A 19,196-nucleotide genomic window follows, 5' to 3' on the forward strand; every position below is an offset into this window, starting at 1 on the left:
GTATTATTTTACTATTTTTTTGATAATTTGAATTATTTTATGCTTTATAGGATGAGGATAATAGCGAAAAGTACCAGCTTTTCTCAAAATGTAACCATTAAAGTTCTGTTTAAATCGAAGAACACCATCTGAGCTGTCGAATATCCCTTGAATACCAAGGAAATTATAACGCTTAAGATTTCGTTTTATTGCACGTTGCATCGCCTCATATTGAAGTAAGAAAGGTGCAGATAGGCTTTGAAACTCTGAATATGAGCCACCAAAAAGATAAGTTGCCTCATTCACATCATAAATTATCAGTGCACATGCCAAAAAAATAGGAGCTGTCTGAGTTTGATTTAAAATATTTTGAACCGCCTCCTGTTTTTTCAACAATTTCTGCACTTGCTGTGCATACTGTTTTGAATTTCTATCACTTGTTTCTATTTCCTTTTCAATTTGCTTTAGACTGGCTTTCGGGTCAAGTTCTGCAACTAAAAAATCTGCCTGTGTACCAAAGCTTTCAAAAAGACTGTTATAGTAACCACTATCTCTATCTTCAAAGCCTTGTCTAGCTCCAGTTTCCTCAATTATTTTTTTGAAAGCTGAAAGCTCCTTATGATTGATGCTACGAATCCTGATACCGTAACTTTCTGAATTTTTTATGTTTCGTTTACTATTTTTATTGTAGGATTGCAATAACGACGTTGTTGAATACCCTTGCAAATCCTTCACATAATGCCAAACAGGCTCTCCATTTGGATAACCTGTTTGTAAGCCATCATGTTTAAATCCAACTTGCACCAGCTTCTCAATTAGTTGAGTATCTGCTTCACTCATTGGATTCCCTACACTATCAAAGATTTGATAGGCTTGGGAAGGCTTGACCACCAATTCAAGTACGCCTTCACGCTTCGCATAGTTTTTTAAAGATTGATAAAATTCCTCTAAATAAGCATGATCGGTAACCAGCGGTCCAGAATTCAATTCCATATACAAACCACCAGCCATCTTCTTACAGAAAAGCAAAGTAGAAATAACGATCTCTAATTGTGAATTTTTAAAACCAACATAGCGAACATCGTATCCTCGCTTGGATAGTAATCCAGCCATTTCAATGGATTGAAAAAATGATTTTTCATTTACTTGTTGACAATGCTTTAAAAATTCTTCTTTAGTTATTTGACAAAAAGTCATTATTTTTTCTTCCTTAATTTTTTTCTAATTTCCAGTAAAACTTGAAAAATCTTATATAATATTGGCGAAACAATAAGGTCGAACTCCCCAATATACTCTTCTACTACTGGATTCAAATGTGATTTAAAGTGATAAAGGCCTCCGTCTAAAGTTGGCTCTATTCCTCCTAAATTTTGCCATTTCACACCTCGTTCGAAAGCATACTTTGCTGTCTCCACCCATGTTAGTAAAGCAGGCTGATAATGTTTAAACTTTTCATCCATACCAGCATAGATATTTTCAGATGTTCCTGCAAAATTTATTGTCAAAGTACCAGCCAATGGAACTAGCTTACTCCCGTTACGAGTCATAGAATTTATCATTTCTAATTCTGCATTTATTCTTCGGGTTTCTTTTTTATAATGTTCAATCTTCGATTGTCTTGTAGTGGAGGTGAAGGTCATGGCCTCTTTTACTAATTTTTCTTCAAGATAAGATAACTGTTCATATCTCTCTGCTAAATCCAAATAGGCAACTACAATATAAGAATTTTCTGGATAGGCATTCAATATTTTTTGATAATACTCCCTCCCCCGCAAGCGAATAGATTTGCGCTCCTCAGTCTTTTTTAATAGCTCTGAAAAATCTCTTAACAACTCCTCACGACCAATTCGAATCTCAATACCTTTATTACGCGCCGACCGAATATTTTGTCGAACTCGTTTATTTAGTGATTCCTCTGAGAAGGATTCGCTATATAATACTGCATGACAAGTAGGTTGGATTGTAGCCGACATGGTCTGCACTCGACCAGACCAAATACCTCCCAAATCAACAATCCTATCTTTGACGGCAAGTACATTTAATTCCTCTTCCCTATCTCCTGTTATAGTTTTACTAGATAGTCGAATAAATGGATCGAATTTTATAACAACACTGCGTTCTCGAAGGGCAAATTCTTTTATAGACTTAAATACAAATGACACTAATTCAGCATCTTCATAATCCATTACAGGACCTCTTGGTATATAAATCATCGTAAAACCAAATGGTACTACCAATCTTCTGATAAGAAGAGAAGCAACTGCCACTAATTTCCCATCTTTAAAAAAGCCTAGTCTCTCATTTCGCCACTCACTTTTTACGGTTGCCCACTGACTACTCTGCAACAGGTTAGCCTGTGGTGATTGCTTTACAAATGAATCATGTTCCTTAGCAGAAATACCTACTTTATAAGTGTAAAACATTGATTATTCCCCTTGTTCATAATTACTTTTAACGCTAATTAGGAAGGGCTTGCCCGTAGTGTCAAGCCCTGCTATACTAGTATAGCAATCGATTTTGTCAAGTATTTTTACTCAATCATAAAAAAATAATAATGTTTTATTTGTGCCACGAAATCACTCATGCATATATATATTCGTTTCCTTTGGTTTCTAATATTTTAAAATTTAGCAATGTACCTCCAAGTCATAATTAAATTGATATATACATAGCCAAGATGAACATAAAAAAGCCTAGTTCTCACTAGACTTTCCTTATTTATTCTTGGCAATAAATCGCAATTGCCTGATTGGCTTCCAAGCTCTGCATTTTTCCAAAAGCTTCAAAAATAGCCTGCATCTCTTGGGCAAACACCCAGTCCTTACCGGCATCGTATTTCTCTTCAAATTCCGCAAAGGCTGAGGTATTCCCCCAACACTCCTTGGCCTCCACCTTGTAGGCGTCTAGTTGACTGCTGTCAAATGCGTGAAAATCCATGACTTCTCCTCCTTTTTCTGTGAGCAATCTGTCGTGATTGATGATGCGATCCAGTCGTTCCCTTTTGAGCTCTAAAAGGGTGATATGGTTCCGCAAGACCTGCTGACGATTGACTTCCGTCACATCCAAAAGCTGCTGATACTCAATGAAAATCAAAATCAGTCTAGGCGACGCAGATGCAGATAGAACTGAAGTTCATCAAATCAAGTCAACGACGTCTGATTTTGATTTTCGAAGAGCATGAATGTCTCTGAGAGGAAAATCCAATTCTCGAAATAATAGAATTTCTTGCAGACGAGCCAAGTTCTCCTGATTATAGTAGCGATAACCATTTTCAGCCACAAATGCTGGTTTGAGCAAACCAATCTGATCATAGTGGTGCAAGGTCCTCACCGTCAGTCCCGTCAGCTGACTAACCTGCTTTACCGTCCATTTTTCGTTCATGTAAACCTCCTCTCTATGACCAGTATAAGGGATAACGTAAGGTGAGAGTCAAGGGAAATATTAGATTTTCTTCAACTGGTTATCCACAATAGCAATCTCATTTTCCTGACACCAGTCCAGTACAAGTTCTTCGTAGCATTGTGCCTCAAAGGCGTACCAGTCTTCCAAGCGGTCACGTCTCTCTAGCTCACTCTTAAAACGCCCAAAGGCACCGCGACCTCGAATGGATCGAGACAGGCGGTCAGGTAAGTCACCATCAGGCAAATGATAAACATAACGCTCCATGAATGTGTAGGGATTAAAGTCATAATAGGTCGGCAGCCTTACAAACCGTCCCATCACATCCTCCTCAATCTCTTCTTCTAAACCATCACGGGATTCAAATCTAAAGTCCTCAACAGACAGATAGACTAATTCATCTAGGTGACTATCATAATAGTACCTGTCATCTTGATTCAGCATCTGCAATGCATCAACCACATCTCGAAACCAAACTGCCATATCCTACCACCTCACTGCATCTAATTCCTCTATCATGGCTTTGCGTCGCGGATACTGGACTTTCCACGAGGTGCGAAGGCTTTCACTCACTACTTTTCCATCAGGTAAACCTGCAATTTTTGCTAAATACTCTGCTAACTGGCGATAGCGATTTCGACTACTAGCCACCTCCATCTGCTGACTGACAGCTTGGGCGTAGGCATCTCGTAATTGCTCGGGCAGTTTCTCTGATAAATAGTCCTCAAACCGGTCCAAATTTTCTAAGAACCAGTAACTTGCTGTAATGCGGTCCAATAATTCCTGTGGTCGGTCTGCCAATTGCAACAACTTCAACTGCTGTGACTGGAAACGACGATCCTCCAGCAAATCATCTAAGTAGCTCTGCCATTCTTCCCTAGAAACATAGTCCCGTAACTCCTCTATCAGTTCCAAGTCAGTATCACCAGCTGAGAAAATCATCTCCAGGAGTTCTTCTCTCACCTTGTCATCCCGCCCCTGAGAACGATAGATGTCCCGTAGCTGCTGGCTATAATCCGACACCAATCCTCTATACTGGGCATCCAATCGCTTACTTTCCTGTAAGAGGTGAACTGCCCGGTCTAGCTGCTGATTTGCTACAGCCTGAGCAATGGCCAGTTTACGAAGCTCTGCAACCTCCCAATGATTGGCCTGGAAGGTCAGCAAGTCTGCCTCACTAGAGCCCAACTGAACCAACAACCTGTAACAGAGCATGGCAAATCGATCACGACGGAATTTCCATGACCAAGAGGACTTGTCTCCTTCTTCTATCGCCTGCAAGACCGCTTGAAAATAGGTCAATTTCTGCTCAAGGAAGGTTTCTTCTTGAAACTCCATTTCCACAAATTCCATGAGAAGATCCTCTGCAACCTCATAGCCACTTAGCTGTCCTAAGCACCAGTCTAGTAATTCTTGGGCAATCTTATCCGGAGCTACAGTCAATAAATGCTGCCAGTAGCCAGCAAGGCTATAAAGTAGACTACCAGTTGTTCCATTGGAATCATCCAACTCTTGTTGGCAAATCTGATGATAGAAGGCATCTGATACAGCCAAGAAACTCTCATACTCACACCTATCTAGCAAAGGCTGGAGATACTGATGCATGGCCTTTTCCACGGCCCGTTCGTAATCCCTAGTCTGCCTATACTCGATATAGCCCGTACGCCTGTCCTCAAAAGGAAGCCCCAGATCTCTGATTTCCTTTTTCACATTTTCCACTTGCTGTGAAGTTAACTGGGCAGAGAAACGCAGCTGAATTCGATTAGCCAGTTCCCTATCTTCTTGAGCCAATTCAAGAATAAAATCCCGTAGCTGCTCAACTGTCAGTTTATCCAAGAGCTGGGCAAGTGACACATCCTTTCCCTTGACAACTGGCTGACCCTCCAACTCCGAAATGGCAAACAAGACTGCAGCCATATGCTTACAGTGGTTCATCTCCTGAGCATGGGGACACTCACACCACATACTGACTAGCTGACCATGCTCCAAGTCAATCTCCACCTGATAGACTTGACTACCAATGACATGTGCAGAGTAGCCCTCACCTGTCTCTTCAAGCCCTTGAACAGCGTCATCTAAAAACAAACTGTAGCCCCTATCTACAATGTGAGGCTTAAAATAGTCCATCCAATTTTTCATGATTTTTATCCTTTGATTTTGTTACTTAAATTATACAAAAAAAATAGGAAGGTTTTCAAGTCAACTACAAAAACTTCCTATTTTCTCTTGATTTCAACTCCTATTCATTACTCCACCCTCACCGGCACGCGCCCGTAGGTCTGCTCTGCTATTGCGTTAGCGCCCAACCGATAGACGCTATCTGCCTGCTGGGTCAGGCTGTCCCAGGGCTCTTTGCCGATCCGCGTCACCAAGGCCACCCGCTCCTTGACGGTCTTGAGATAGGCCTGGCCTCGAGCCGAAAAGCCTAGGACATGGACCGCTTCTGGCAAGGGAGTTTCCACCGCATTGACCAAGATGTAGGTCAGCACCCGCCGCACTCTCGCCTTAGTGTAGCGCTTGGTCGCAACAGCTTCCACCAACTCCTCCACGGTCGCTACGCTCCCAATAGCAGAGCGGATACGACTGGCTAGTTCATCGTTGACCTGAAAGACCTGACTGAGATCTCGGTGGGTCGCAATCTGGTAGCGGAGCAGGGGAAAATAATTTCTCCAGCTTACCTTGGTCGCCTCTTCAAAGAGACTGGCAGACGGTAAAAAGTCACGCACCAAGTCCAACTGGTCAGCACCCTTTCGGATAGCCGTCGCCGAGGCGTAGGTCGTTTCCACCTCTTCCGAGTGAAAACCAGCCCCCTGCCGCTGAACTGGACCAAGCTGAATACCTGTTCCAGCCACCGCCTTAGCGTAAGCCAAGCCCAGAATATGATTGGGTGTATCACCTGTGAAGGTCAGCCCAGCAAACTCCTGCCACATGGTCTGGGTCTTCTGTGGATAAGAGAGACTGTCTGGCAAGTTTTTCACAAAATTTTCCATCTCTTCCGACTTATCCATATAGATATCCGCAATTTTCTGGTAATCCAGCATTTCTTCCGTACCGAAGACCAACTGCTTCACACCTAACTTGTGTAGAATGTCAATCGCCCCCTTGGCAAAATGGTCAGCTGACTGGACTGACACCAAGAAAGGCATTTCGACCACCAAGTCTGCCCCGTGTTCCAAAGCCATCTGAGCCCGTGTCCACTTATCCACAATGGCTGGCTCACCCCGTTGCATAAAATTGCCAGACATAACCACGATTTTCAAGCCTTCCGCCTGTTCCAGCAGGTATTTATGCCCCGTGTGAAAAGGATTGTATTCTGCAATAATCCCTGAAATCATGCCTTGACCGCCTTGAAAAACCACCGCTGGCTAGTTTCGGTCGGAGCTTGAGCTTCAAAGTCCGCAAAGACTTCCACAGAGGCAAAACCAGCTAGTTTCAAACATTCCACATAGGTTTCAATCGGATAGGTCCGCTCTTCATGAACTTCATCCCGACGGATAAACCGCTCCTCTTGACTGTCCTCATCTTTGACAAAGAAGGTCAATTCGTGCACAATGGAATGCGCATGCTCACCCTCATAGGTATCCCAGACGAAAGCGAAGTCCTCGTAATTTTCATGGTAGCTATAGCCTGCAAATACTTCTTCCATTTGATAGATGGAGTGAACGTCAAAAAGGAAAGTACCACCTTGATTGAGAACAGAGTGAACTCCTTCAAAAACTCGCAAAACGGCTTCTCGGTCTGCCATATAACACAGACTATCCGAGTAACAAGTCACCGCATCGAAATCTCCAACACCTTCCAGAGCCATCATATCTGCTTGGGCTAGTTCCATCATGACACCAGCTGCTTCTGCTTTTTTCTGAGCCAATTCCAACATTTCATAGGACAGGTCAAGCCCTGTCACCTCATAACCCTTTTGAGCAAAACGTACAGCCTGAATCCCTGTCCCACAGGCCAATTCTAAAATTGTCTTGGTGTCTTGTGGCAAGTTCCGCAAGCTAAAATCTGTCCATTTATCATACAAGCTGTCATCCATGATTTCATCATAGACCGCCGCAAAGGTTTCATAAGTTGCCATATTTCCCCATTTTTCCTTTCATAAAAAGGGAGTAGAAAAGAACTCCTCAATTCAAAAGAGTTCATCAACAAGTCTTTATTTCTAGTTATTGAGCTGAAACAGTTCCCCAAACTGTTTCACTACTCCTCTTCTAAAAAGTCTGCGACTTCCAAGAAGCTGCCTTCGTGCCATAATTTTTCAAGGTTGTAGAGGTCACGCATTTCTTCTGAGAAGATATGAACGACTACGCCTCCAAGGTCTAAAAGGACCCAGCCGCCGTTACTATCGCCTTCTACACGGCTACCCTTGATCCCAACTTCCGCTACCTTTTCACGGATGCTTTCCGCAATAGCCTCCAACTGGCGACTGTTCATGGAACTGGCAATCACAAAGTAGTCTGTCAGGCTGGTCACGCCTTGAACATCAATTACAACAAGGTCCTCAGCTCGCTTGTCATCAGCAGCCTGGACCACAACTTTTACTAAATCTAGTTCTTTCATCTTATCCTCTAATTATATTTTCTAATGTATCCACCTGGGCAAAATTCCATGACCAGATGTTTTGGTAGTGGTCAATCAAGTCCTTGGCATCCAATTTTCCTGAATAACCTGTTGTCGTTCCGTCCTGAATCACAGCTACCTTGTAGCCTAGTTCAAAGGCTACTTTAATCGTCGTATCAATGCAAAAATTGGTCGCCATGCCCATGATAATGAGCTGCTCAATTCCCTTTTCCTGCAAATAAGTATGAAGCCCTGTTTCCTTGAAGGCACTGTTAAAGGTCTTATCGAAAATCTTCTCACTAGCTAAGGGTGCAACAGTTGAGTGAATCTCCCAGTCAGCAGTCCCCTTGACCAATTCCTGGTCATGATGGCGGACATGGATGACCTCTAGCCCCGCTTGACGGGCTTGAGCAAGGCTCTCATGCCAGAGCCGAAGCCGATTTTCAATCCCATAGGGCTTACCTTCCACAGGCAAATGCTGAATGTCAATGACTAACAATGCAGATTTCAAAACTTGACCCCAGGCGTTTCCAAACGGAACACCAATTCCCTTTCTTCTTCAAAATCTAAGACAAAACCATTTTTTTCCAAGAGTCTTGCCATCTTTTGGTTGCCCTTGACATAGGCGACAATCAAATGATTACAGACAGGGTGAGCTCTTGCTTGATCAATCACGACTTCCAAAGCAGCCTGACCATAGCCTTTCCCCTGAAATTCTTGACCAATCATAAACCGCCAGAGCATATATTGCTGGATGTCCTCATCAATGTCAATCAGGGCGAAGCCAACAACCTGCTCATCTGCCCAGATGGCATAGGGAAAGACATCACCATTCATTCTGTATAGCCAGGCATCCGCCAAGGAACGCACGTTGGGAGCTACGAAGCCCTTATCTGCCTCGGCTACTGTCAAGTCCAAGACAGCTTGATAGGAGCTTTCATCCACAGGTTTTAATGCAATCATCTCTACTCCTTCAAATATGTGACATGTCCATTATAAGTTTCCAAGGTTTGTGGATAAATGGGAATCCCCTTCTTGGCCAAGTAAGAAATGGTTTGGGCAGTTTCATAGGCTACCGCCTTGTCCAAAGACTCTTTTGCAATCCGTCGTGCCTCGTCCACCCCAGGAAAATCCCGATTGGGTTCGATGTAGTCCGCCACATAGAGCACCTTGTCCAGCAAGGTCATCTGCCCCGCACCAATGGTGTGTCGTTGAATAGCTTGGAAAATTTCCTCATCTTTCAAGCCAAAATCTTCTGCGATTTTATAGGCCCCAACCACACCGTGCCAGATGTTATTATCCCAGTTAAGCAGGTCCTTGTCCAAATCATACTTGGCAATCAAGTCCAGAAAGATTTGGTCTTCCACTTCCTTGGCATAATCATGTAAAAGCGCTGCCAGACTGGCCTTTTTCGGATCACAGCCGTATTGGTCTGCCAAGGCAAGCGCCGTCTGCTCCACCCCCAAGACATGTTGGAAACGCGCTGGCTTCATGGCTACACGGATTTTTTCCAAAAGAGCCTGACGGTCAAATGTCAAATCTGCTGCAATCATTGGTAGAGTCCCTTTTCTTCGATATAGTCCAGAACTTCATGGGGCACCATAAAATTCGGCACCCGTCCTTGCTTGATAAAGCTCCGTACCATGCTGGAGGAAATGTCCATCAAGGGCACATCTACCCAGATAACAGGATAGGAAGTCCCTGCCTTGTAACGAGGACGCTGGACACCAACAAACTGCACCAACTGGACCAATTCATCAATCCTGTGCCATTTTGGGAGGTAGTCTACCATATCTGCACCGATGATAAAATAATAATCCGTATCAGGATTTTTTTCCTTCAGCAATTTCATGGTGTCGTAGGTATAGCTGACACCACGGCGTTCCAGTTCAATGGTTTCAATCCCCAAGCCCTCAATACCTGCAATAGCCATCTTGAGCATGGAATAGCGATGGTATTCGTCAATGGTTTCTTTCTTATCCACATGAGGCGGAATGAATTCTGGCATGAGCAAGACCTCATCCAACTTCAACTGTTGACGGACCTGGTCTGCCACAATCAAGTGAGCATTGTGGACAGGATTGAAGTTCCCTCCCAGAATCCCCACTTGTTTGCGATTGGTTTCTTTCTTTTCAACCTCTAATTCAACCTTGGTAAAGGGTGTTAAGAGTTCAATAGCCATAGGCTCTCCTTCTTAGATTTCTTTGACCTGTTTGGAAATTTTACGGTTCTCTTTCTTGCTAGATTGTTTGAATAAAATCAGGATGCGACCGATTTTTTGGACCGTATCCACACCGATTTCTTCTTCCAAGATTTCAGCTACTTCGTGGATGTTTTCATCCGTATTTTGTAGCAAGGTCACCTTGATCAATTCACGCGCATCCAAGGCCTGACGAACACTGGTTTTAATCTGGTCATTGAGACCATTTTTCCCAATCTGAATGATGGATTTGAGACTGTGTGCCTGACTGTTCAAAAAGGCACGTTGTTTTGAAGTTAATGACATCTATTTTTCCTATGTTTCTATATTTATCGTCATTTAGTTTATCTTTTATTACGTCAACGTATGAGGAAACTTCGTTTCCCTATTTCCAACTTCAAACACTCCACTGGAGTGTTTGAACTCACCTTGCCTGATTGAAACAGTATGGGGGACTGTTTCAAGTCAATGCCTAGAAACAAGAAAGCATTGAGTTATGCCTGCGGCTGTTGATGCGAACTTTGTTCGCATTATCTCCAGCCTTCAAAGGTTCCCCAAACCTTTGAAGCGAGTACTAAAAGTAAACTAAAAGACTATATTGGCTAACAAATGTAACCAGGACTCACATCTAAATAATCGCCTTGCGGATCACCACATCCACACCCTTAGGCGCCCAGGCAGCAATATTAGCCTTTTCATTGACACGAATCCAACCAAGACCTGAGAAGACCACATCGGTCTTTTCGTTGATGGTAAATTCATGACGGACCAATTCAGGAAATTCTTTCAATTCCTTGCTGGTTGGTGGCACTAAAAGTGAGCCCGCATGTTTCTGGTAAAATTCACTAGCTCCCTGCAGTTTGGTGCGGTGGAGTTGCAATTCATTGTCAAAGAAGGCCGTAAAGCCTTGGCGTTCACCAGCCACAAAGTCAAATCGTCCCAGACCAGCCAAGAACAAGGTTTGTTCTGGATTGAGCTGGTAGGTCTTTGGCTTGATTTCTTTCCGGGGGCTGATGTACTTAAGGTTTTTAGCCGTCAAATAATGGGCCATCTGGTGACGATGGATAATTCCTGGCGTGTCATAGATGTACGAACCATCATCCAAAGGAATTTCAATCTTATCCAGCGTCGTTCCAGGGAAACGTGAAGTCGTAATGACATCCTTGTCCCCTGTGATTTCTTGGATAATAGCATTGATCAAGGTTGATTTGCCAACGTTGGTCACACCGACCACATAGACATCCCGTCCCTTGCGGTGTTGTTCAATCTTTTCAATCAAGTCCTTGATAGCCTGCTTGTTTTGGGCTGAAGTCAAGACCACATCGACTGGTCGCATGCCGATTTCATGCGCCCGCTCGGTCAACCACTGGGTGACCTTGCCTGTCTTGACAGACTTGGGTAAAATGTCCTGCTTGTTGCCGACCAAAAGCACGTCATTTCCAGAAATAAAGCGAGGCAAGCCAGGAATGACTGACCCATTGAAATCAAAAATATCAATGACATTGACCACCAAGGCATCACTTTCTCCTACGCTATGGAGGAGTTTCAAGAAATCGTCATCCGAGATATTGACATCTGAAATCTCATTATAATGGCGCAAACGGAAACAACGTTGGCAGTAGAGTTGCCCTGTTTCCAGACCTTTTTCTAGGGCTGATTGAGGTGTAAAACCAGCGACAGCCTTGTCTAGCGTCTGAATCTGGGCACCACAGCCGATACAAAATAATTCTTCCACTTACATCTCCCTCTTGTAGTCTATCGCTCCGTATTTGGCGATAATTTTTTTCATGGTCCGTCGCTCACGCCAACGGTTAATCTGCGTATTGATCGAATCCGACTTTATCAAGGGCTTGACCAAAACAGACTTGAGCCCAGCTCGCTTAGCAGCCCGAATGTCTGTCATCAACTGATCCCCAATCATAACGACCTCATGTGGCTGAACATCAAATCGTTTTAAGGCGCGGTTAATCCCAAAGGTGAAAGGCTTGAGCGCAAAGGCTTCAAATTCAATCCCAAAAGGTGCAACTGCACGTTTAACCCGCTCGTATTTGTTGTTGGAAACCACCACAACAGGAATGCCTGCGGCCTGTAAATCCTGTAACCACTGGCGCATCTCTGGCGTACCATCGGGGTTATTCCAAGCAATTAAGGTATTGTCCAAATCGACAAAGACCACCTTGATTCCCTGTTTTTTCAAACTGTCAACTGTCACATCATAGGCCTTTTCCAAGGCAAAATCTGGCATGTAATTTTCTAACGTCACGGACTTCTCCAAAGAATTTTATCAGATAATTATACCATTTTTCTAGGAAAAAAGCGAATAGATAGCCAAAAGGAAAACACCCGGTGGAACCGAGTGCCTATTCTACGAAGCTATTTGCTTTCTAAAATCCAATCCTTAGGAATGAAAATCATATGGGTCAACAACCAATCAATATCCAGTGAATATTTCGAGAAGGCAAATCCAATTTCCTCAACACCAGAATCATCCTCATCCATGCCTAAAATCGTCGTCGCATGACCATAATCAGCATGACTGTCATCAAAGAGGCGCCAAATCAGTGCCTTGTAAACCAATTTTTTGGCATCATAGAGCGTATACACCTCTCGATATTCTGAAAAGGCTAAACAGTCCTTGCCTTTGGGTTCGACACCCTTAAGTTGAGCAATAGCAATCAAACTTTCATAATTGTGGTAACGTAGGGAATTGTTTAAAGATTGGGCCAAGCTCACTGCATAATCCAAGGCTAAATCACTCACCTCAACTGCCACAGTCCCCAATTGTTCGCGGATCGGATTCAATAAATTCGCAGCAAATCGAGCCAGTTCTTCTCGAATCTCCTGAGGTAGATTCTCAATATCTTCTAGAATGACCTCTCTGTCTTGTTCGGCGCCCCTGTAAATGTTCGTTTCAAGACCTTCCTCGCCAAGGCGCTCTAATTCTGGGTCAAAGCCCTTTTTTCCTGCTCGAACGTACTCCAACAGAGTAGCGTAGTAGCCTTCCGGCAACAAAATCTGATCACCAAAATATGGCGCTTCAATAGTTGTCATGGTTTTCTCCCCCGCGTTTATTTATATTGTTATTGTAACAAGTTTATATTTTTTTGTAAACCTTTTCAACTCTTATTACATACTTATACGAAGGATAAGAATTTCATAGGTCATCTCTTACCAAAACAAACGTGTCCCATGCACCTGGTCAACTGGTAATTTTTGCAATAAGTCAGGTACATTGTCTACTGTTAAGCCACCACCGATTAAGATTTCAATTTTGCCTTGAGCATAGGTTACAATTTCCTGCAACCATTCCACATTGTTCAAGGCAGAGCCAGTCAAACTTCCTCTGGTCAAAATCCGAGTCACCCCATGCTCTGCCAGCCAATCAAGTGCTTCAAACTGGCGTTCTTTAGGAATTTGGTCAAAAGCCATGTGAAAGACAATCTGACAGTCTTGCGAAACAACAAACAACCTTTCTAGTGCTGCTTCATCCAGCCATTTTTCCTTTGTCAAGACACCGTAGACCAAACCATCCGCCCCCAGCTCTTTAGCTACTTTACAATCCTCGAGCATGATCTCTAGCTCTGCCTCGTCGTAGCAAAAATCGCCACCGCGGGGACGAATCATGGTCATGACTGTTGCATCCTGCTCGTGAGCCAGTTGACAAACATGTTTGATTACAGCATAGCTCGGTGTCGTCCCTCCGACTGCCAAATTGTCGCAGAGTTCAATCCGCTGGGCACCCATCGAAATAGCTTTGGCAACATCTATATGGTTTTCAGAACAAAATTCTTTTATCATGGTCATTCCTCTCGAAGTCTTTTTCTTAAGTATAACAAAAAAGAGTATATTAACCAATACTCTTTTCGGAAATTATGACATCCTTTAATGATATGAGAAGAACTGCTGATAAAATCAAAGCCATGCCTAGAAAATCAATTGGATAAAAACGTTCATTGACCAACCAGACCGCAAAAAAGACTGATGCAATTGGCTCGATAGAAGCTAAGAGGCTACCATTTACCGGTCCCACCATGCTGACGCCTTTGAGAAAGGCCGTATAGGCAAAAATGGTCCCAACACCGACAATCCCTACTAGGCCCAGCAAATTCCCACCATCCAAAAAAAGTGGTTCTTGCCAGGTCTGTAGACCAAGAGCTACCATCAGACCACCCATCAGCATGCCCAGACCAATGACCACCAAGCTACCATACTGACCAATCAGTTTAACAGGTAAAATAATATAAAGGGCATAGGTCAGGGCTGAAAAAAGTCCCCAAGATAAGCCAAGTGGTGTGATAGCCAACTCCGTCAACTGTCCATGGGTCGCAATCAATAGAGTACCTGCGATTGCCAAGACAATCGATACCACCTCTATACCTGATGGCTTTTGTCTGTGTTTTAAACAGGTATAGGCCAGAACCAAGATAGGACAAAGATATTGGAGAACAGTTGCCGTACCTGCATTTGTATAAGCGATAGCCTGCAAATAAGCCAACTGATTGAGGGCGAGACCAAACAAGGCAAAGAAAAATATGCCCAGCAAGGCTCGACCATTTTTCAACAGGGCAAATAACTCCGTTCTCGCCGTCAACACACATAGCCCTAGCAAAACAAGGCCCGAAAGCAGCAAGCGCAGGGAGGTTATCAACTCGACCGACATGCCTCGTCCAATCAGGTATTGCCCACTCACACCCGAAAGCCCCCAAGCTATCCCTGCAACTAAGGTTATCAAGGTTCCCAATCTCTTTTCCGCCATCCTATCTCCTTTTCACAATACGAATATTCCTATTATACCAAAAGAGCAGGACACCGTCCCACTCTTTCTTACAATTACGTTGATAAACCCACAAACTCAATAAAGCGCATAAAGGCTGCCTGTCCTTCTGGAGTACGTTTGTAGACCCCTGCATCTTCCAAGACACGGGCAAAGATTTGTCCGACGGATGCTCGAATGACCTCTTCAGCCGTCTCTTCTGTCACAACTGGATGTTCTGCTTTTAATCTGTCTGCCCAAGGCTGATGATAGTCAGCCACCTGACTAGCTTGACCCAGTAGGTATTTCTTGACTTCAGCCAATTCTGCTTTTAAGCGTGGAGGCAAAATCGCCAAGCCCATGACCTCAATCAAGCCGATATTTTCTTTCTTGATATGTTGGACGTCTGGATGTGGATGATAGATGCCATCTGGAAACTCTTCCGAGGTCTGATTATCGCGGAGAACCAAATCCAGCTCGTACAAATCCCCTCGTTTCCGAGCAATCGGGGTAATAGTATGATGGGGAGTTCCATCTGTCTCAGCCTTAATCTGAACGCTATCATCTGAGTAGCTCCGCCATTTTTCCAAAATCTTAGTCGCTAAACCAAGAAGCGAAAGCTTGTCTGCGGAACTCAAGCGAATGACCGACATGGGCCACTTGACAATGCCAGCCGAAACGGACTCAAAGCCCTCAAAGACCAGCTGGTGCTCAATCGGTGCCTTTTCCATGGCAAAACTGTGCCGCCCACCTTGATAGTGATTGTGAGTCAAGATGGATCCACCCGAGATTGGTAGGTCTGAGTTGGAGCCGACAAAATAATTTGGAAAGATGTCCAGCAAGTCCAAAAGCTGTTCAAAGGTTTGGGAACTAATGACCATAGGCACATGTTCCTGATTTAGGAAAATAGCATGTTCATTGTAGTAAGCATAGGGCGAATACTGGAAGCCCCACTTTTCCTGACCAAGATCCAAGCGAATGATACGGTGGTTGGCGCGTGCAGGGTGATTAATCCGACCCTGATAGCCCTCATTTTCCATACAAAGTAGACATTTGGGATAATTGCTTGCTTCAGCTTTCGTCGCAGCCGCAATAGACTTGGGATCCTTCTCAGGTTTAGACAGATTGATTGTGATTTCCAAATCCCCATACTCTGTCGAAACTGGATAATAGATATTTTTCGCAATCGCAGCCATCTTAATATAGTCATTGCGCTTGCTCAATTCATAGAAGTCACCAATCGCTTGCTCTGGACTGTCCTGATAGGTCTGCCAAAAATCACGATTGACCTGACTCGGACTTGGGGTTATCAAATCCATCAAACAAGCCCCAACCATGTCCTGCTCTTCCAGCAATTCTCCCACAAAACCAGTTCGAACTCCATGAGCCAATAGCTCATCTTTTAATTCAATCAAGTCTTCTAACTCTGTTTGAACTGTTAAAACCTGGTCCCCCACCAAAGCCAAGACCCGATTGCGCAGGTAAAGGGCATCCATTTCCTCAAAACTACTGTTGGCAATGATCTGCTCAACAAAACGATCCACCAATCCTGTCATCATTTCTCCAATCTATTATTAATAATAGTCTTTCAGTTTACTTTTAGTATAAGGCAACGAACTGCAGGCAGTACTGAAGTACGGCAAAGTGAGTTAACGCAGTAATAAAAGACAAAATGAAAGACTATAAGACGCGAGAGCCTCCAGCAATCTCGGCTACATAGAAGCTTGGTTCATAGCCGACAACCTCAGTATAAGTCTTGCCAACATTTTCAGTAAAGGCTTCAACCTTGTCCTTATGGACAATGGCAATACCACAGCCACCGAAACCAGCTCCTGTCATCCGAGCACCGAGAACGCCTTCTTGCTCCCAAGCTGTGTGAGCCAAGGTATCCAATTCCAAACCTGTCACTTCATAATCATGTTCCAAGGAAACATGAGAAGCATTGACCAAACGACCAAAGGTTGCCAAATCTCCTTCTTCCAAGGCCTTACGCGCCTGCAAGGTCCGTTGGTTTTCAAGAACAGCATGGCGGGCACGCTTGATACGGTTTTCATCCTTAATCAAATAGCTATATTGATCAAAGGTCCATTCATCCAATTCTCCCAGAGTTTGAATATTCAAGACTGCATTCAATTCTTCCACTGCTTTTTCACATTCCGCACGACGCTCATTGTACTTAGAATCAGCCAATTCACGACGTTTGTTGGTATTCATGATGACAATCACATGATCACCCAAATCCAGTGGCACCAATTCATACTCTAAAGTATTGGTATCCAGATAAATGGCACGCTGGTCTCCTCCCATACCGATAGCAAACTGATCCATGATACCAGAATTGACACCGATAAAGTGATTTTCCGTTTGTTTCCCAATTTTCACCAAATCAAGACGCGTCAATTCTAGACCATACAATTCTTCTGCGATGATGCCAATCAAGAGTTCCAAGGAAGCTGATGAAGACAGACCAGAACCATTTGGAATGTTACCGTAAACAAAGACTTCCATACCTGTATCAATAGTGTGACCTGCTTCTTGCAAGAACTTAAGAACACCTTTGGCATAGTTGGTCCAGTTGTCCGCCTTATCAAAGACCAGATTGTTCAAATCCACTTCAATAATTCCAAGCTCTTCAAAGTTTGCGGAATAAAAACGTAGAAGCTGGTCGTCACGTTTGCGAGCAGCCCCGTAGGTTCCCAAGGTAATAGCCGCAGGGAAAACATGGCCACCATTGTAGTCAGTATGTTCACCAATCAAATTAATCCGACCTGGTGAGAAGAAAGTCGCATCTGCCTCTTGACCAAACACATCTAGAAAGGCTTGTTTGAGTTGTTCTTTGTTCATAAGAACCTCCTTGATTTTGTAATCGTTTTCTTTTATTGTACAACTCAATACTTGAAAAGTCAATATATTTACTAAAAATTTACTAATTTTATGTTTTGTGCTATACTAGAAACAAATAGACAGGAGAAAAACATGGTTACAATCAAAGATATCGCGCAACAAGCCGACCTATCCCCCGCCACCATTTCCCGCGTTCTCAAGGGCGATCTTACCCTATCCGTCAGCCCAGAAACCCGCGACCGCATTTTGGCTGCTGCAAAAGAACTAGGATACACCAAGCATTTGAAAAAGCAAGCACCCCAACAAAAAGGCACCATCGGTATTGTCCAGTGGTACACTGAAAGCGAAGAACTGGCTGACCTCTACTACTATTCCATCCGTGCCAGCATCGAGCAGACAGCCAGCCTTCTCGGCTATCAAATCATCCGCTCCTTCAACGACTTGACCAATCCCCTACTTCAAGGATTGGACGGTATCATCGCAGTTGGCAAATTTTCTTCTGGGCAAATAGCAGAGCTGGCTAGCTTGTCTTCCAAACTGATTTTTGTGGATTCTGATACACTGACCGAGGGATTCTCCTGCGTCACAACTGACTTTGAACACTCTGTCCAGACAGTTATCGACCACTTCCATTCACAAGGTCTGACTGATATTGGACTCCTAGTCGGACAGGAAGAAACCACAGACGGACACCAACTGCCAACAGACCCCCGCCTGACTGCCTTTCGGACCTATCTCGACACCTTGGGCATGCTCCAAGAAAACTACATCTACCAAGGAACATTCTCCACCCAATCTGGTTATAATCTGATGAGTCAGGCTATTTCCGACCTGGGCGACCAACTGCCACCTGCCTTCTTCATGGCAAACGACACTCTGGCTGTCGGTGCCCTTCGCGCCCTTCAAGAACAGCAAATCGCCGTGCCAGAACAGGTCCAACTCATCACCTTTAACGATACAGCCATCACGCGCCAAGTCTACCCAGCCCTATCTTCTATCAGTGTCTATACCGAAGAAATGGGGCAGGAGGCCATGCAGCTGCTGGACCGTGTGATTGCGAGTCCGCAGCCCCACCACCCCCGTAAAATCAAACTGGGTACCCAGCTGGTTATACGGGAGAGTTCTTACTAATCAAGGTATAAGAAAATCTTCCTACCAAATTTTTTCGATAGGAAGTTTTTTTATTTTAGTATTGTCTTCTAGCTCTATCAGCATCTGTTCTAGCTTGTGCCGCCCTCAATTGGTCTTGATGATGTTGGGTCTGTCTTGCACGTTCAGCTGCTATTTGAGCCCGCCTTTCTGCCTCAATCATTTTTCTACGTGCTTCTTCGTTCTCCGCAGCAGCTACATCTAGTGAGTTATTATCAACTGGGACCGTTCCGCTTGGTCCCATTTCTCTCATTGTTTTATACAATTCTTTTTCGAGATAATTCAAAAACGGTCTCATCAAACGAAACGTAAATA

22 protein-coding genes and 1 pseudogene are annotated in these 19,196 nt (G+C 43.9%); 1 reads left to right on the forward strand and 22 read right to left on the reverse strand.

The features are described 5' to 3' along the window. Nucleotides 1–3: 3 nt before the first annotated feature. The 21 genes and pseudogenes from ODU55_RS04170 to ODU55_RS04270 form a co-directional block, all read right to left on the reverse strand. Complete coding sequence (locus ODU55_RS04170; RefSeq protein WP_398581972.1) at nt 4–1,176, reverse strand: peptidoglycan bridge formation glycyltransferase FemA/FemB family protein; 1,173 nt, start codon at nt 1,174–1,176, stop codon at nt 4–6. After that, the gene (locus ODU55_RS04175; RefSeq protein ID WP_398581973.1) at nt 1,176–2,402 is read right to left on the reverse strand and encodes a peptidoglycan bridge formation glycyltransferase FemA/FemB family protein; all 1,227 of its coding nucleotides are present in this window, start codon (nt 2,400–2,402) and stop codon (nt 1,176–1,178) included. Before ODU55_RS04175 ends, ODU55_RS04170 begins: the two co-directional genes overlap by 1 nt. Before the next feature lie 295 nt (nt 2,403–2,697). Next, complete coding sequence (locus ODU55_RS04180) at nt 2,698–3,072, reverse strand: hypothetical protein (RefSeq protein WP_398581974.1); 375 nt, start codon at nt 3,070–3,072, stop codon at nt 2,698–2,700. A gap of 87 nt (nt 3,073–3,159) precedes the next feature. After that, nucleotides 3,160–3,360, reverse strand: a pseudogene (locus ODU55_RS04185) (MerR family transcriptional regulator); the annotation flags it as partial. Nucleotides 3,361–3,420: 60 nt separating this feature from the next. After that, nucleotides 3,421–3,861 (reverse strand): UPF0158 family protein, encoded by a 441-nt coding sequence (locus ODU55_RS04190; RefSeq protein WP_398581975.1) that lies wholly within the window; start codon nt 3,859–3,861, stop codon nt 3,421–3,423. A gap of 3 nt (nt 3,862–3,864) precedes the next feature. Beyond that, complete coding sequence (locus tag ODU55_RS04195) at nt 3,865–5,517, reverse strand: SWIM zinc finger domain-containing protein (RefSeq protein ID WP_398581976.1); 1,653 nt, start codon at nt 5,515–5,517, stop codon at nt 3,865–3,867. 107 nt (nt 5,518–5,624) lie between these two features. Then, a complete protein-coding gene (locus ODU55_RS04200; RefSeq protein ID WP_398581977.1) occupies nt 5,625–6,713 on the reverse strand; it encodes a nucleotidyltransferase in 1,089 nt (362 codons plus the stop codon). Beyond that, nucleotides 6,710–7,456: a class I SAM-dependent DNA methyltransferase gene (locus tag ODU55_RS04205; RefSeq protein WP_398581978.1), complete on the reverse strand. Its 747-nt coding sequence runs from the start codon at nt 7,454–7,456 to the stop codon at nt 6,710–6,712. Before ODU55_RS04205 ends, ODU55_RS04200 begins: the two co-directional genes overlap by 4 nt. Before the next feature lie 119 nt (nt 7,457–7,575). After that, the gene (rsfS, locus tag ODU55_RS04210) at nt 7,576–7,935 is read right to left on the reverse strand and encodes a ribosome silencing factor (RefSeq protein ID WP_398581979.1); all 360 of its coding nucleotides are present in this window, start codon (nt 7,933–7,935) and stop codon (nt 7,576–7,578) included. 1 nt (nt 7,936) lies between these two features. Next, nucleotides 7,937–8,446 carry a cysteine hydrolase family protein gene (locus ODU55_RS04215; RefSeq protein ID WP_105212103.1) on the reverse strand — a complete coding sequence of 170 codons (510 nt, stop codon included), beginning with the start codon at nt 8,444–8,446 and terminating at the stop codon, nt 7,937–7,939. After that, on the reverse strand, nt 8,443–8,898 hold the full coding sequence (locus ODU55_RS04220; RefSeq protein WP_398581980.1) for a GNAT family N-acetyltransferase: 456 nt from the start codon (nt 8,896–8,898) through the stop codon (nt 8,443–8,445). Before ODU55_RS04220 ends, ODU55_RS04215 begins: the two co-directional genes overlap by 4 nt. A gap of 2 nt (nt 8,899–8,900) precedes the next feature. Further along, nucleotides 8,901–9,488, reverse strand: a complete 588-nt coding sequence (yqeK, locus tag ODU55_RS04225; protein ID WP_398581981.1) for a bis(5'-nucleosyl)-tetraphosphatase (symmetrical) YqeK — start codon at nt 9,486–9,488, stop codon at nt 8,901–8,903. Further along, entirely contained in the window at nt 9,485–10,117 is a 633-nt protein-coding gene (locus ODU55_RS04230; RefSeq protein ID WP_014637492.1) for a nicotinate-nucleotide adenylyltransferase, read from the reverse strand. Before ODU55_RS04230 ends, yqeK begins: the two co-directional genes overlap by 4 nt. Nucleotides 10,118–10,129: 12 nt before the next feature. Next, nucleotides 10,130–10,441: a ribosome assembly RNA-binding protein YhbY gene (gene yhbY / locus ODU55_RS04235; RefSeq protein ID WP_398581982.1), complete on the reverse strand. Its 312-nt coding sequence runs from the start codon at nt 10,439–10,441 to the stop codon at nt 10,130–10,132. 322 nt (nt 10,442–10,763) lie between these two features. Then, the gene (yqeH, locus tag ODU55_RS04240) at nt 10,764–11,870 is read right to left on the reverse strand and encodes a ribosome biogenesis GTPase YqeH (RefSeq protein ID WP_125069915.1); all 1,107 of its coding nucleotides are present in this window, start codon (nt 11,868–11,870) and stop codon (nt 10,764–10,766) included. Further along, a complete protein-coding gene (locus tag ODU55_RS04245) occupies nt 11,871–12,398 on the reverse strand; it encodes a YqeG family HAD IIIA-type phosphatase (protein ID WP_398581983.1) in 528 nt (175 codons plus the stop codon). It abuts the gene before it with no gap. Nucleotides 12,399–12,508: 110 nt separating this feature from the next. Continuing rightward, on the reverse strand, nt 12,509–13,186 hold the full coding sequence (locus tag ODU55_RS04250) for an SEC10/PgrA surface exclusion domain-containing protein (RefSeq protein WP_398581984.1): 678 nt from the start codon (nt 13,184–13,186) through the stop codon (nt 12,509–12,511). A gap of 117 nt (nt 13,187–13,303) precedes the next feature. Then, complete coding sequence (locus tag ODU55_RS04255; protein ID WP_398581985.1) at nt 13,304–13,933, reverse strand: copper homeostasis protein CutC; 630 nt, start codon at nt 13,931–13,933, stop codon at nt 13,304–13,306. A 49-nt stretch (nt 13,934–13,982) separates the two neighbouring features. Continuing rightward, complete coding sequence (locus tag ODU55_RS04260) at nt 13,983–14,891, reverse strand: DMT family transporter (RefSeq protein WP_398581986.1); 909 nt, start codon at nt 14,889–14,891, stop codon at nt 13,983–13,985. Nucleotides 14,892–14,965: 74 nt separating this feature from the next. Next, a complete protein-coding gene (galT, locus tag ODU55_RS04265; protein WP_398581987.1) occupies nt 14,966–16,447 on the reverse strand; it encodes a UDP-glucose--hexose-1-phosphate uridylyltransferase in 1,482 nt (493 codons plus the stop codon). A gap of 121 nt (nt 16,448–16,568) precedes the next feature. Next, entirely contained in the window at nt 16,569–17,732 is a 1,164-nt protein-coding gene (locus tag ODU55_RS04270) for a galactokinase (protein WP_398581988.1), read from the reverse strand. Between the two features lie 132 nt (nt 17,733–17,864). Between ODU55_RS04270 and ODU55_RS04275 the strand changes: the two genes are divergently transcribed. Next, the gene (locus tag ODU55_RS04275) at nt 17,865–18,863 is read left to right on the forward strand and encodes a LacI family DNA-binding transcriptional regulator (RefSeq protein WP_398581989.1); all 999 of its coding nucleotides are present in this window, start codon (nt 17,865–17,867) and stop codon (nt 18,861–18,863) included. 55 nt (nt 18,864–18,918) lie between these two features. Here the strand turns inward: ODU55_RS04275 and ODU55_RS04280 are convergent, their stop codons facing one another. Next, nucleotides 18,919–19,167, reverse strand: coding sequence for a hypothetical protein (locus tag ODU55_RS04280; protein WP_153059425.1), 249 nt, complete (start codon nt 19,165–19,167; stop codon nt 18,919–18,921). Nucleotides 19,168–19,196 lie beyond the last annotated feature (29 nt).

This window comes from Streptococcus sp. 2022WUSS037 (assembly GCF_044427225.1).
Lineage (GTDB): Bacteria > Bacillota > Bacilli > Lactobacillales > Streptococcaceae > Streptococcus.

Coding starts and splice junctions, on each gene's coding strand:
- ODU55_RS04255 (WP_398581985.1), bottom strand. CDS start 13,933: ATGATAAAAGAATTTTGTTCTGAAAACCATATAGATGTTGCCAAAGCT.
- ODU55_RS04270 (WP_398581988.1), bottom strand. CDS start 17,732: ATGAACAAAGAACAACTCAAACAAGCCTTTCTAGATGTGTTTGGTCAA.
- ODU55_RS04220 (WP_398581980.1), bottom strand. CDS start 8,898: ATGATTGCATTAAAACCTGTGGATGAAAGCTCCTATCAAGCTGTCTTG.
- ODU55_RS04205 (WP_398581978.1), bottom strand. CDS start 7,456: ATGGCAACTTATGAAACCTTTGCGGCGGTCTATGATGAAATCATGGAT.
- ODU55_RS04260 (WP_398581986.1), bottom strand. CDS start 14,891: ATGGCGGAAAAGAGATTGGGAACCTTGATAACCTTAGTTGCAGGGATA.
- galT (WP_398581987.1), bottom strand. CDS start 16,447: ATGATGACAGGATTGGTGGATCGTTTTGTTGAGCAGATCATTGCCAAC.
- ODU55_RS04190 (WP_398581975.1), bottom strand. CDS start 3,861: ATGGCAGTTTGGTTTCGAGATGTGGTTGATGCATTGCAGATGCTGAAT.
- ODU55_RS04195 (WP_398581976.1), bottom strand. CDS start 5,517: ATGAAAAATTGGATGGACTATTTTAAGCCTCACATTGTAGATAGGGGC.
- yhbY (WP_398581982.1), bottom strand. CDS start 10,441: ATGTCATTAACTTCAAAACAACGTGCCTTTTTGAACAGTCAGGCACAC.
- rsfS (WP_398581979.1), bottom strand. CDS start 7,935: ATGAAAGAACTAGATTTAGTAAAAGTTGTGGTCCAGGCTGCTGATGAC.
- ODU55_RS04175 (WP_398581973.1), bottom strand. CDS start 2,402: ATGTTTTACACTTATAAAGTAGGTATTTCTGCTAAGGAACATGATTCA.
- ODU55_RS04200 (WP_398581977.1), bottom strand. CDS start 6,713: ATGATTTCAGGGATTATTGCAGAATACAATCCTTTTCACACGGGGCAT.
- ODU55_RS04230 (WP_014637492.1), bottom strand. CDS start 10,117: ATGGCTATTGAACTCTTAACACCCTTTACCAAGGTTGAATTAGAGGTT.
- ODU55_RS04275 (WP_398581989.1), top strand. CDS start 17,865: ATGGTTACAATCAAAGATATCGCGCAACAAGCCGACCTATCCCCCGCC.
- ODU55_RS04170 (WP_398581972.1), bottom strand. CDS start 1,176: ATGACTTTTTGTCAAATAACTAAAGAAGAATTTTTAAAGCATTGTCAA.
- yqeK (WP_398581981.1), bottom strand. CDS start 9,488: ATGATTGCAGCAGATTTGACATTTGACCGTCAGGCTCTTTTGGAAAAA.
- ODU55_RS04250 (WP_398581984.1), bottom strand. CDS start 13,186: ATGACAACTATTGAAGCGCCATATTTTGGTGATCAGATTTTGTTGCCG.